This is a genomic window from Methanomicrobia archaeon (assembly GCA_011049045.1).
GTDB lineage: Archaea > Halobacteriota > Syntropharchaeia > Alkanophagales > Methanospirareceae > JACGMN01.
The window spans coordinates 17,618-29,597 of sequence record DSCO01000067.1; the positions used below are offsets into that span (position 1 = coordinate 17,618).

Annotated in this window: 12 protein-coding genes and 1 tRNA gene; 7 read left to right on the forward strand and 6 right to left on the reverse strand. The window is 56.2% G+C overall.

All coding sequences use genetic code 11. The annotated features are described in order from the left end of the window. Positions 1-134: 134 nt before the first annotated feature. The gene (locus ENN68_09755; GenBank protein ID HDS46341.1) at positions 135-1,241 is read left to right on the forward strand and encodes a DUF1464 domain-containing protein; all 1,107 of its coding nucleotides are present in this window, start codon (positions 135-137) and stop codon (positions 1,239-1,241) included. Here the strand turns inward: ENN68_09755 and ENN68_09760 are convergent, their stop codons facing one another. Next, positions 1,242-2,327, reverse strand: coding sequence for a hypothetical protein (locus ENN68_09760; GenBank protein ID HDS46342.1), 1,086 nt, complete (start codon positions 2,325-2,327; stop codon positions 1,242-1,244). It abuts the gene before it with no gap. Here ENN68_09760 and ENN68_09765 point away from each other — a divergent pair. Next, on the forward strand, positions 2,092-3,420 hold the full coding sequence (locus ENN68_09765) for a DUF1464 domain-containing protein (GenBank protein HDS46343.1): 1,329 nt from the start codon (positions 2,092-2,094) through the stop codon (positions 3,418-3,420). The two genes, ENN68_09760 and ENN68_09765, sit on opposite strands and share 236 nt — an antisense overlap. A 97-nt stretch (positions 3,421-3,517) precedes the next feature. After that, positions 3,518-3,601: transfer RNA gene (locus ENN68_09770), tRNA-Leu, on the forward strand. A gap of 211 nt (positions 3,602-3,812) precedes the next feature. On the opposite strand, the gene ENN68_09775 is transcribed toward ENN68_09770, so the two are convergent. From ENN68_09775 to ENN68_09795, 5 genes are all read right to left on the reverse strand, one after another. Beyond that, on the reverse strand, positions 3,813-5,465 hold the full coding sequence (locus ENN68_09775; GenBank protein HDS46344.1) for a hypothetical protein: 1,653 nt from the start codon (positions 5,463-5,465) through the stop codon (positions 3,813-3,815). Positions 5,466-5,681: 216 nt separating this feature from the next. Next, on the reverse strand, positions 5,682-5,909 hold the full coding sequence (locus tag ENN68_09780) for a hypothetical protein (protein ID HDS46345.1): 228 nt from the start codon (positions 5,907-5,909) through the stop codon (positions 5,682-5,684). Beyond that, complete coding sequence (locus ENN68_09785) at positions 5,849-6,319, reverse strand: hypothetical protein (GenBank protein ID HDS46346.1); 471 nt, start codon at positions 6,317-6,319, stop codon at positions 5,849-5,851. Before ENN68_09785 ends, ENN68_09780 begins: the two co-directional genes overlap by 61 nt. Positions 6,320-6,413: 94 nt before the next feature. Continuing rightward, the gene (gene msrA / locus ENN68_09790) at positions 6,414-6,881 is read right to left on the reverse strand and encodes a peptide-methionine (S)-S-oxide reductase (protein HDS46347.1); all 468 of its coding nucleotides are present in this window, start codon (positions 6,879-6,881) and stop codon (positions 6,414-6,416) included. 253 nt (positions 6,882-7,134) lie between these two features. Then, on the reverse strand, positions 7,135-7,575 hold the full coding sequence (locus tag ENN68_09795) for an arsenate reductase ArsC (protein ID HDS46348.1): 441 nt from the start codon (positions 7,573-7,575) through the stop codon (positions 7,135-7,137). Positions 7,576-7,682: 107 nt separating this feature from the next. On the opposite strand from ENN68_09795, the gene ENN68_09800 reads away from it, so the two are divergent. From ENN68_09800 to ENN68_09815, 4 genes are all read left to right on the forward strand, one after another. Further along, positions 7,683-8,918 (forward strand): hypothetical protein, encoded by a 1,236-nt coding sequence (locus ENN68_09800; GenBank protein ID HDS46349.1) that lies wholly within the window; start codon positions 7,683-7,685, stop codon positions 8,916-8,918. A gap of 94 nt (positions 8,919-9,012) precedes the next feature. Next, entirely contained in the window at positions 9,013-10,038 is a 1,026-nt protein-coding gene (locus ENN68_09805) for a DUF362 domain-containing protein (GenBank protein ID HDS46350.1), read from the forward strand. Positions 10,039-10,157: 119 nt separating this feature from the next. After that, positions 10,158-11,204: an NAD(P)-dependent glycerol-1-phosphate dehydrogenase gene (locus ENN68_09810; protein ID HDS46351.1), complete on the forward strand. Its 1,047-nt coding sequence runs from the start codon at positions 10,158-10,160 to the stop codon at positions 11,202-11,204. 63 nt (positions 11,205-11,267) lie between these two features. Further along, positions 11,268-11,723: a UPF0179 family protein gene (locus tag ENN68_09815; GenBank protein HDS46352.1), complete on the forward strand. Its 456-nt coding sequence runs from the start codon at positions 11,268-11,270 to the stop codon at positions 11,721-11,723. The last annotated feature ends 257 nt before the right edge of the window (positions 11,724-11,980 follow it).

Sequence of the window (11,980 nt, forward strand, 5' to 3'; positions counted from 1 at the left end):
GTCTAAAAAACAGCACGGGTAGCATACGATTAGGACTGCTACAAGCTCGATGCAGACGTCAGAGGACGGAACTAATAGATAGTGAGATATACGTTAAGCGCGTAAAGATAACCAACGTGGAGGCTTGAGCATTTATGAGAGCGTTAGGAATAGATCCCGGCACGAGCAGCTTTGATTTCTGCTGGCTCGATGACGAGCGTACCGCAGCGGTTCACGAGGCGTCTGTACCCACAAGTGAAGTCGCGAAATCTGCGCGGAGCCTGCTCAGCGTCGTTAAGGACGTGGCAGCCGATGTCGTTGTCGGACCATCCGCAATGGGCTTACCGGTAACGCACATATCGGCGTTGACCGATCTGGAGCTGGCGCAGGCGACGCTCGGGAAGAATACGGAGGTTGATATCGCTATCCGGCAGTTCATCATGATGCAGCAGGAGCTGAATCTGAACGTCTTCTTCACGCCGAACGTCATCCAGCTCCCGACGGTGCCCGCGTATCGTAAGCGGAACAAGGTGGATATGGGGACTGCAGATAAGACCTGCATCGCCGCGCTTGCGCTCTGGGACTACGTCAACCGAGAGGGTGGTGATTACCGTGCCGCGAACCTGCTGGTGCTGGAGTTAGGCTTCGGATTCAATGCGGTCATGGCGATCGCGCAGGGCAAGATAATCGACGGTATTGGCGGCACCATCTTCCCCGGGCCCGGGTATTTGACGATCGGCGCGATGGATCTGGAGATCGCGCATACTCTGGGCAGCTTCAGCGAGGCGCAACTCGGGTTCGGCGGTATCGCCTACGCTGCCGGGGACGTCATTCCACCTGAGGAGTACGTGACCCGGCTGGACGAGGCACGGTTCGCCACTGCCTGGAACAGCCTCGCTGAGGGCGTGGTTAAAGCGGTCGCCATGGAATTGACCGTCTTCGAACCGGCCCCGCCCGCGGAACTCATCCTCTCCGGACGGCTCACACGCGTGCCCGGGATGTATGATCGTCTGGTCGAGCATCTGAACCGGTTCGGGATACCGGTACGCAGGCTCGCGGGCTACGCGGATAAGAGCAAAGAGGCGGCGCAGGGCGCGGCATTGCTCGCGAGCGGACTCGCCGGCGGTACGTACAGCGACCTGGTAGACACGCTTGAATTACGGGGCGCACGCGGCACGGTTCTGGACCATGTGCAGTGGCCCGGGTTCAACGCCGATGAACTCATCCAGAAGAAGTTGAAGGCGATGAAGATGGCGCTCTAATTAAGCGGTGGCAATCCGTGCACCGGTGTTGTCAGCACTGACGATCGTTACGTCCGCGCGCTCCTGTGCCTCTGTTTTGATCGTTTCAGCAATGCGGTCTGCGGCTGCCGGGCTATCGATGAAGGCATACACGGTCGGTCCCCATGAGCTCTGGCCAATGCCCAGGGCGCCGCTCCGGTTCAGGAGAGGGATCAACCACTGCGAAGCGGGATTGAAGATCTGCTCCTGCACCGGCTGGTAGATACGGCCTACGGTCATCTGGATCCCGGTCAACGCCTTTCCGAACGCCTCAGCATCCTCTTCGAGCACCGCGGGTATCAGCTTCGCCGCGAGCAGGAAGTAGCCTTTATGAATGAGCTCAGCCGGCGGTTCATGCTCACGTAACGAGCCGAATGCTTCCTCTTCCGCCTCCTTATCCGGGCTCTTGGGCGCCACCAGCGGGCGGGCTAAGACGAACCGCCAGTCCTCCGGGAAATCCGCATGGAAGATCAGCGGCGGGATCAGCGGCTTTTCTCTCAGCCACACGCGCTCGCCATGTTTGACGGGGAACCCGCCGGCGACGACAAAGCCACCCTGCAGGAACGGGTAGATGCCCCCGGTTGAGGTGCGTTTCACGGCCTTCACAAGCTCGAGCAGTGGAACATCAAGCCCGTGCGCTTTCGTCACCGCTCGCGCCACGGCGAGGCTGAGCTGCGTGGTAGAGCCGAAGCCCTGATTGCGCGGTGCGGTTGCCTTCACGGTCACCCGTGCACCGGCGAGCGCGAAGGCGTCCAGAACGCGCTGAGCGTAGGTGCGCGCCTCTTCGGCTGCTGGACCCTCAATGGTGAGCGTTTCAGCCGTTTCCGCCTCGATGATCGTCCGGGGCTCTGATATCGCGAGCACGGGCGCATACCCGAACCGCCCGAGCGCGAAGGGATCGAGATCACCCAGATGGAGCCGTGCAGGCGCAGAAACCGTGATACGCATGAGCTTCTCCTGTATACACTCGCCAACGGTAAGATATAAATGTTTCCCGCGTTTTAGTTCCCTTAGACTGGTGCATGAAATGACACGAGCAATTGGTATTGACCCGGGCACGAAGAGCATGGATATCTGCGCGATCGAGGATGGCGTGGTGTACTACGAGAACCCGCTCGACAATCTCGACCTGGTGAACGAGCCTGAGCGGATACACGACGCGCTCCAGGAGGCGTTACCCGCAGATCTCATCACCGGACCGTCCGGTTACGGTGTGGAGCCCACGCGGATCGATGAGATCCCAGCAGACAGCTTCGAGGAGTGGTACTACAATTATATCCTGCTCACGACGAAGGCGGACATCCTGAAGGGTATCGAGGCGGGTATCTTCGGCGCGATACTCTACAAGAACATGACCGATTTCTCGGTCTGGATGCGGCGCGAGCAGTTCCCGGTGACCTTCATCCCGGGCGTGATCGAGCTACCGACGGTGCCCTATTACCGGAAGCTGAATAAGCTGGACATGGGCACGGCGGACAAGTTAGCGGTAGCGGTGCTCGGCGTCCACGACCAATCGAACCGGTTTGAACTACCGTATAAGGCCGTTTCGTTCATCCTCGTTGAGCTCGGGTTCGGCTATAACGCGGTCATCGGTGTCGACGGCGGCCGGATCGTTGATGGGATCGGTGGCACGAACTTCCCGGGTATCGGGTATTTAACGCTCTCCGCGGTTGATGCCGAACTGGTGCAGTTGATCGGCACATGGGAACGTAAAGACACCTTTGAAGGCGGCGTGGTCTCCATCACCGGCGAGATGGATCCGGATGCCTTTGTCAGCCGCCGCGGCGAGAAGAACGAGATCGCATTCGAGGCGATGCTGGAAGGGATCGAGAAAGCGGTGGCGGAGATGACCGTATCCGTGAACGAGCCGAAAGAGATCCTGCTTTCGGGACGCTGGACGAAAATGCCGGGGATCGCGGACGAGCTAATAACACGGCTGTCAGAGTACGCTGCGGTGCGGCCGCTCGGGTTCCTGGAAGGCGCGTCGAGGACGAAGGAGACCGCGCAGGGCTATGCCATCGTCGCTGATGGGCTCGCTGGCGGTTCGTTCAAGGAGCTGATCGCGTGGATGCAGATCGATAAAGCAAAAGGTACGGCGCTGGAGTACATCCAGCATCCGAAGTTCAAAGGCGTGCCGGAGCGGTTCGTGCGGTTTAAATAGAAGTTCGGGACCCCCTGCAGGTAAAACCAGAACATGCCGAAGGAACTAACCTCATATGTTTGTAGAATAGGATACAGAAGACAGAGACACGAATAAAGCGGGGGTTGCTGAGTTTGGAAAAGGCGCAGGGCTTAGGACCCTGTCTCGTAGGAGTCCGCGTGTTCGAATCACGCCCCCCGCAATTTTACCCTACTCTGTAGCGGATTATTGCGTGCTACCCCCTGAAGCCCATAGATCTCAGAATAGCCGTAACGCCGGTATCCACCACCTTCTCTTCAGAAGAAAAGTTGATTAAAGAATCTCTTCAATCCAACCTAAACGTGATCGCCGGTATCCAATCCTCGTGCCGCTTGCTGCTGGGTGCTGTCCACGAACACCATCTTATTCGTAGCTCAGCAGGTCGTTTCGAGCCAGTGTGCGGATAGTATCGCTAGATCAATGAAGTTAACCACACCATCCTCGTTGATATCGTAGCGTGGAAATGGTGCGGTCGTGGTCTCAAGCCAGTGTGCGGATAGTATCGTCAGGTCTATGAAATTCACGGTACAGTCTTCGTTGATGTCCCATCTACCCGGTGGTGCTCCTGCTTTTACGAGCGGCAGCCAATCGCCGCCGTTTACGATATTGCCGGAAGAATTGTAGGGAACCGATATATCTCCGAGTCCGTCACCATCAGTATCACTTCCGTTATAATCACTCCAGTAGTTGCCGCCGAGAGAGGAGCCGTTAATAATGTTTATCCCTGAAATTTTAGTGCTATTCCAGATGTTGTTGCTGTTGTCCACCGCATTGTTCGTATTGTTGAAGTAGTTGTTATAGATAAGGTTGTTGCTCGAAGAATACAGTTCAATGCCGTAGATGCTGTTTGAAACGGTGTTACTTGCCAGAGTGTTGTTGTTGCATGAAGAAGACAATAAAATGCCGCTGTTATTGTTTAAGTTAGCGATGTTACCCGTCAGCGTGTTGTTGTTGCTCGAAGAATACAGTTCAATGCCGTAGATGTTGTCTGAAACGATGTTACTCGTCAGAATATTGTTTTTGCACGAATAATCCAGTTCAATGCCGCGGTAATTGTTTGAAGCGGTGTTACCCGTCAGCGTGTTGTTGCACGAAGAATCCAGGCGAACGCCGTCCCAGTTGTTCGAGTTAGCGGTGTTGTCCGACATGTGGTTATTGTTGCTCGAAGAATCCAGGCGAACGCCGTCCCAGTTGTTCAAGTTAGCGGTGTTGCCCGTCAATTTGTTGTTGCCCGAAGAATACAGGTAAATTCCTGTGCGGTTGTTCGAGTTAGCGGTGTTGCCGGTAAGCGTGTTGTTGCTGGAAAAATGTAGGTTAATGCCATCGTCGACAATGTTCGAGTTAGCGATGTTGCCCGCCAGCGTATTGTTGTTGCTCGAAGAATACAGGATAATACCGAAACCGATGTTCGAGTTAGCGGAGTTGTCCGTCAGATTATTGTTGCTCGAAGACTGCAGGAAAATGCCGTGGCGGTTGTTCGAAGCGGTATTGCCCGTTAGTATGTTGTAGTTGCTCGATCCTAACAGCCAAATGCCGTGGTAGCTGTTCGAGTTGACGGTGTTTCCCGTCAGCGTGTTGTTGCTCGAAGAATACAGGATAATGCCTCTATAGTTGTCCGAAACATTGTTACCTGAGATGGTGCAGTGATGAACGGAGTCAAGTTGTATGCCACTTGCCACATCGGTTGCATTTCGAACGGTGAATCCCGTGATTGTCACCGAGTTTGCGGTCACGCGGAATACATCGCTGGTATTGGCCGCGGCAAACACCGTGGTGAACGCGGAGCCATGCTCTGATCGCAAGGTCAGGTTCGCCACATTCACCTCCACGTTCTCGATGTAGGTCCCGTCACGCACGATGACCGTGTCGCCAGGATCAGCGGCGGTTACTGCTGCTTGAATTGATCCACCGGGATTAACATAGTGCGTTACTGCTGCTGATGCACAGCCACCACTCACGAACGCCAGCACTGTCAGGAGTACCGCAAATAGCAAACAGTTCCAAATCCTTCTTCTTTCGCTTCTCATCGTTTCACCTCCCACCGCAGCTCCGGCAAGTCCACGGGTGCGGTAGACTAACGTGATACGGTAGGAAGGATGCCACAGATAAGACTTTCGACTTTGTGCATGCTCAACTCATGGTCGCTAGGAACTCGTCCGAACCTTCCGCACAGGCTGCGGTATAAAGCTAGAAGAAAGCGGTAACACGCAGAGAAAGACCTGCGCGCTTCTTCACTTCTAAGCTCACACAACCACGAGCGTAGCGTTCACATCTTCACTCGCATCCGCAGCATCATTCGACACGAGCTTGATGCTCACCGCGTCGCCCTGTGCAACCGATACCGCGTGCGTAGTATCTTCACCGGTAGTGCTGTTATCGAGCGTGCAGGTGATCGTCTTGTCCGCACCGTTCACGCGGACCGTGTAGCTGTCGGTGCGGCCGCCCGCGCCGGAGGCGACGCGCTGCTGCAAGTAGAGGTTGCGGAGGACCCCAGCACGCGGCACGCGGACGCTGATCTCGTTCGTCTGCGTGCTGCCGTTCCCGGGCGCGAGGTATGGTACGAGGTGCCGTTGCTGGTGATCGCGCCGAGGCACCCGAACTGCAGCAGGAGCTCTGCCTGGTACGGGTTGAAATCGCCGAACCCGAATGCGGGCGTCGAGCGCAGGATATGGCCGTTATCATCGCCGATGACTGCAATGCCGTGCCCGAGATAGCATGAGGAATGGATAGGCGAAGAGGCAATGACGCCCAGATCAACCCACGAGATGCCGAAATCAGTACTGCGGAAGACCTTGCCCCAGCCGAAGTAAGTGAATGAAGCGCCGTAGGAGCTGAGAATCTCGCCGAGGTCGGTCCAGGTAGCGCGGGCTATGTTCTGCAAACCTCAACAACTGTACTGTTTCCACCGATTCTTCACGGCTTTGCTAGTAACGTGCAGTAAGTTCGTATAGCGGGGCGGGAAGCAATGATCACGGCTATCTGCAGGGTCTGAGCCCGCGTCGTTCGAAGTACCGCTGATGGTATTCTTCCGCACGCCAGAACGTCATTGCCGGCTGGATCGCCGTTACGATCTCATTTTTGTACTTACCTGATTGCTGTAGCCGCTCTCGGGAGGCGCGAGCCTTCTGTTCCTGTTCCGGCGTATGGTAGAAGATAACTGTGCGGTACTGCGTACCGACATCCGGCCCCTGGCGGTTACGCTGGGTCGGGTCGTGGATACGCCAGAAGACGTTCAGCAGCTCGTCGTATGAAACAACGGACGGGTCATAGACGACTTCCACCACCTCAGCGTGGCCCGTACGATCGGTGCAGACATCCTCGTACGTCGGATACTCTAAGGTGCCGCCCATATAGCCCACTGACGTCTCACGTACGCCATTCACGCAGCGGAAGGCCGCTTCAACGCCCCAGAAGCAGCCTGCACCGAACGTCGCTTTCTGCATCTTTCCGTTTCTGAGTTAGGTTTGACGCAGTTATTGATAAAAGGAGGTTGGCCGTTCGAGCAAGCACACAGGATATTGAGAAGGCAAGGGGATTAATAAATAGATGGATGGATGAGGCTTTATGATGCGTATTTGAAGGAGCTTATCAGTGATCGCAGACAGGGCATAAAAGCTCACTGGCTGGATCCCAGGCTGATACCTGAGGAATACGGGGTAACGTCGCGAGAATGTTTCAATCCTCAGGGAATCGTTTTCACTCCTCGTTATCTCTGCGCCTAAACCGCATCTCCACCCACGCCTTTATCTCATCCCGTATTCGCCGAAAGCCCCTGAGCCGCTCCTCGTCCGTCCCCTCGAACGTCGCGGGGTCTGCAAAGCCCTGGTGGATGCGCTCTTTGGCACCGGGAAAGAACGGACAGGTTTCCCGTGCCGCGTCGCAGATAGTAACGACGTAATCAAAATTCGTGCCGATGAATTCAGTCACGCTCTTTGCCTGGTGCTTTGAGATATCGATCCCTAGCTCGGCCATGACCGTAACGGCGTAGGGATGCACGTTAGAAGGTTCAGTCCCTGCGCTGTACGCCTCGTACCGGTCGCCGTAGAGCGCGTTGAGAAACCCTTCGGCAATCTGCGATCGTGCCGAGTTGTGCGTGCAAATAAAGAGCACGCGCTCCTTTTTTGTCTGCTGAGACATAACCCGCTTTCCGGTTATTTCTTCTGTCCGCTCAGCCATAAATGGCTGCTACTGAGCTTACTTATACTTAGATATGCGCCCGAAGTAATCTAAGAACCGAGTACTGAATGCACCGCCTGTGTATCGTCTGTAAGGGCTCACGGTTGCTGTGCGGTCGTCAATCGTGCCCCTTGCTCGCCGCATTGCGCAAACGCACGAGATACGCCGAGTTCGCCAATACCACAGAATACTTCGGGCCGTCAACTTCGATCTTCGTCGGCCGCATCGGCTATCCGAATGTCAGAGTCGGCCCGATGTCCGTGTTAGAACCACGGGAAGCGGACCTGGAACTCGGGCGGTTCGAGGAGCCGAGCCAGTGGTTCGCGCAGAGACTTGGCATGGACGAGATCGTGGAGCTGCGCAGTGCCACACTGCGGTCGAAGCACGGCGAGCACATCAAATCGAAATCGAACTTTGTCTCGGACGTGACCGAACTCGCGCTGGCTACGAAACCGGTGGACATCGAGCTAACGTTCACGAAGAAGCCCTCGTTCAACCTCACCTTCTCTGATCTCCTGCGACCGATCGGCGCGAGCGTGAACGTGGAGCGCCTGCACGTGGCGGGGAGCCCGAAGATCCCGAAGCAGGTTGATCGCGTCGTGACCGACGAGCTCAAAGCGTTCGAAGCTGCGAACAGTCTCTATAAGCTGGGCCTCGACGTCTACAAGGTGGCGACGATTCTCTCTTCTGGTGCGTTGGGGTTGCGTCAGTCGCAGCGGATGGTCCCGACCCGCTGGAGCATTACGGCCACGGACGATATCATATTCAAGAAGCTCGCGCCTGAGATCCGGGGGTTCCCGACCATCGACGACTATTACGTCTATGAATCGTCGTACATGGACAATCACTTTCTCGTGCTGCTCATGCCAACGCTCTTCGAGTACGAGAATTTCGAGGCCTGGTTCCCGGGCTCCGTCTGGAGCGATGCGCGCAGTAAGCGTCCGGTGATCTGCGAGGAATACGAGGGCTTTATGGGCCGGAAGAAGTACGCGGAGAACGAAGGCGGCGGGTATTACGCGGCGCGGCTCGCCGTTGCAGAGGCGCTACACCGGATGAGACGGCAGGCGGGCGTTGTGGTCTTCCGCGAGATCCATCCCCAGTATTCCGTGCCACTCGGCGTCTGGGTCGTCCGCGAAACTGCACGCGACGCCTTCAGGCATCCTGGCGAGCGGTTCGCGACACAGAAGGAGGCGCTGCAGTTCATCGATACGCGACTGCGAGCGCAGGAAGGGATACCTGCCCGATTGCGTGACTTCCAGCGAGTCAGCCGAATATTGCAGCAGAAGCGGCTGACCGATTTTTAGCCGTCCTGTTTGTTCTATGGTATTGGGATTCTGGGATTCCGATGCGAGGTGAAGATAAGCTCTTAACGAAACAGAGGTACTCTTACGTACTGTCATGACGGACGTATACCGGCTTGCGAACCTCTATCGCCCCGAACAGATTCGTGATCTGTTTGAGCGAGTTAGCGAGCTGGAAACGGGCGCCTTGGTCGCGGTGAAGCTCCATATGGGTGAGCTCATCAACTACCGGTTCATTCGCCCACCGTTCGTGCGTGAGCTCGTGGCGGCAATCAGAGCTGCTGGTGCAACGCCGTTTCTGACCGATACGACGACCCTGTACACGCGCGATCGCCACAATGCTGTTGATTACCTCAATACCGCACGACAGAACGGTTTCAACTTCGCTACAGTTGGCGCGCCTGTCATCATCGCCGACGGCCTTACCGGCGAATCCGGTGTGCTGATAGGAACCGGTGGCAAACTCGTGAAAGAGATTGAAGTCGGGCAGGCGATCTACGAGGCTGATTACCTCGTGACCGTAACGCACTGCACCGGGCATCCGAGCACGGGCTATGCGGGTGCACTCAAGAATCTGGGCATGGGCTGCTGCACGAAGAACGGTAAGCGAGCGGTGCACCGGTTCTCAATACCCGAATTCGACGAAACGAAGTGCGAGCAGTGCCCGCGCTGCATCGAGGCCTGTCCTTATTCGTTCATCCAGATGGACGACGACCCCGTGATCGATCCTCAGGGCTGCGTTGGCTGTGCGCGCTGCATCAAAGCCTGTCCAACCGGTGCGATGCACCGCCCCCATGGCTGGTACGAGCAGTACATGACCGCGCTGATCGAAGCGGCAAATGCGATCCAGAAGCACTTCGCGAATAACATCTGCTTCATCAATTTCCTCACGGACGTTACGACCACGTGCGACTGCATCGTTCAACAGCGGCCGTTCATTCCTGATCTTGGCGCGCTCGCATCCCGCGATGTTGTCAGCATCGAGCAAGCCTCCTTCGAGCTCATTCAAGCCGCTGCGGGACCAGACGCAGAAGCCATGGGCGTCCATAGCGAGATCCAGTTCGCTCTTGCCGAGCAGTTACGGCTGGGAACCAGATCGTATACCGTGAGCTATCTGGAGTAAGGTCTGCGCACGCGGGGCGCTTGGCGTAGTTATATATTTATCTAACTGCGGCTCCAAAAATAATCAAGCTAGCGGTCAGAAAGGAATACTGAGCGATACTGTGGAGCACTATGAAGTGGATGGAATTGCCGCGGGCAGTTTTGATTGAGCGGGACGCCGTGCAGGAGATTGGCACGATCTGCAAGCACCTCGAGGTTGGGAAACAGGCCGACATCATTGCAGACTCGATCACGCGGAGAATAGCAGGCGAAACGGTCTGTGAACTCCTGAACGATGCGGGCTACGAGGTCGATCTGATCGAAGTGGAGCGTATCAGTTATGAGACCATCGAGACCGTGAAGGCCGTTTCAACCGAGCAGAGGACAGATGTCATGCTCGCCGTCGGCGGTGGGATGGTCATTGATACCGCCAAAATTGCATCCTTTGAGCTTCGTATACCCTTTATCTCGATCCCCACCATCGCCTCTCATGACGGGATCGCGTCGCCGCGAGCGTCAATTAAGAACGAGGACAGAACTAAACCACCCGTATCCGTACCCACACACGCGCCACTCGCGATCGTTGCTGATACCGCGATCATCTCTGCCGCACCCTACCGCTTCACTGCCGCGGGCTGCGGCGATATCATCGCCAATTACACGGCCGTTAAGGATTGGCAGCTCGCACACCGGTTACGGAACGCGGACTACAGTAGCTACGCCGCCGCGCTCTCCGGAATGACTGCGAACATGATCATCGAGAACGTCAAGGAGATAAAGCAGCGAGACGAGCCCTCTGTACGAACCGTGCTCAAGGCCCTGGTCTCCAGTGGCGTCGCGATCAGCATAGCAGGCTCTTCTGCCCCAGCTTCTGGCTCCGAGCATAAATTTAGCCACGCGCTCGATATGGTCGCTGAGCGGCCCGCCCTGCACGGGGAGCAGTGTGGCATTGGCACCATCATGATGACCCACCTCTATGGCGAGAACTGGCAGCATATCCGGAGCGTGTTGAAGGATATCGGCGCGCCAACTACCGCAAAAGAGTTGGGCGTTCACGACGATGAGCTTATCCAGGCACTCACGCTCGCGCACACGATCAATCCCGGGAGGTACACCATCCTGGGTGATTCCGGACTCACCTACGAGGCTGCGGAACGACTTGCAGTGGTGACGCAGGTGCTCGAGTAAAAGAGAGAGCGAGGAAAAATGGAAGGTCTGTGGGAGAGGTTAGCAAAAGGGGGGGAAGAGAGAATGGAGGAGGGACGTGTCGTCACATTGCTGGGTGCGAAGATTGCAAAGGTTGGTGAAGAGTTCATCTTCCTCGGGGTCTCGAAGAAGTGCGAGGAGTGTAAGTTGAAGAACGCCTGTGCGAATCTGGAGTTGGACCGCCGGTATCGAGTCGCAGTCGTTAGAAACGATGTCAAGCATGACTGCTACATTCATGAAGACGGTGTCTGTGTGGTGGAGGTGAAGGAAGCGCTGATAACCGCTGCGATTGAATCCGCATACACGTTCAAGAACTCGAAGGTCGTTTTTGAGCCGCCAAATTGCGCTGGATCAGACTGCGAACTCTTTAACACCTGCCACCCCCGGGGGCTTAAAGCGGGCGACCGCTGCACTATCCTTGAGGTTATTGGCGAGGTCCCGGGTGAATGCCCTGATGGGCGGGGGTTAAAACTGGTCACCATCCGCAGAGAAGCCACGTAACGCACGCACATACGACTGCTGCAGCACCTATACGGACTTGTCCCGGGCAATTAACCCGTAACTCCTCCTGTTTTACGTAATAGGTATGCACAGCTTCCCCAGTATATCCCTGGTCTGTTTTGGTATCTCCGCGTTAAGCCAGCGATCCTGTATTTTGAGCCGGTACAGCCGTGCTAGATGCAGAAGGACATCTCCCGGGGAGTATTTCTTCAGGAGTGCATTATCTGCAAGGTGTCTATACAGCCGATAATAAAAAA

What these genes read in the sequence shown, in the direction of transcription:
- msrA (HDS46347.1), bottom strand. Translation starts at nt 6,881, where the DNA reads ATGCAGAAAGCGACGTTCGGTGCAGGCTGCTTCTGGGGCGTTGAAGCG.
- ENN68_09765 (HDS46343.1), top strand. Translation starts at nt 2,092, where the DNA reads ATGATCGTCCGGGGCTCTGATATCGCGAGCACGGGCGCATACCCGAAC.
- ENN68_09755 (HDS46341.1), top strand. Translation starts at nt 135, where the DNA reads ATGAGAGCGTTAGGAATAGATCCCGGCACGAGCAGCTTTGATTTCTGC.
- ENN68_09795 (HDS46348.1), bottom strand. Translation starts at nt 7,575, where the DNA reads ATGTCTCAGCAGACAAAAAAGGAGCGCGTGCTCTTTATTTGCACGCAC.
- ENN68_09760 (HDS46342.1), bottom strand. Translation starts at nt 2,327, where the DNA reads ATGCTCTTCGTGCCCGGGTCAATACCAATTGCTCGTGTCATTTCATGC.
- ENN68_09810 (HDS46351.1), top strand. Translation starts at nt 10,158, where the DNA reads ATGGAATTGCCGCGGGCAGTTTTGATTGAGCGGGACGCCGTGCAGGAG.
- ENN68_09815 (HDS46352.1), top strand. Translation starts at nt 11,268, where the DNA reads ATGGAGGAGGGACGTGTCGTCACATTGCTGGGTGCGAAGATTGCAAAG.
- ENN68_09800 (HDS46349.1), top strand. Translation starts at nt 7,683, where the DNA reads ATGCACCGCCTGTGTATCGTCTGTAAGGGCTCACGGTTGCTGTGCGGT.
- ENN68_09775 (HDS46344.1), bottom strand. Translation starts at nt 5,465, where the DNA reads ATGAGAAGCGAAAGAAGAAGGATTTGGAACTGTTTGCTATTTGCGGTA.
- ENN68_09805 (HDS46350.1), top strand. Translation starts at nt 9,013, where the DNA reads ATGACGGACGTATACCGGCTTGCGAACCTCTATCGCCCCGAACAGATT.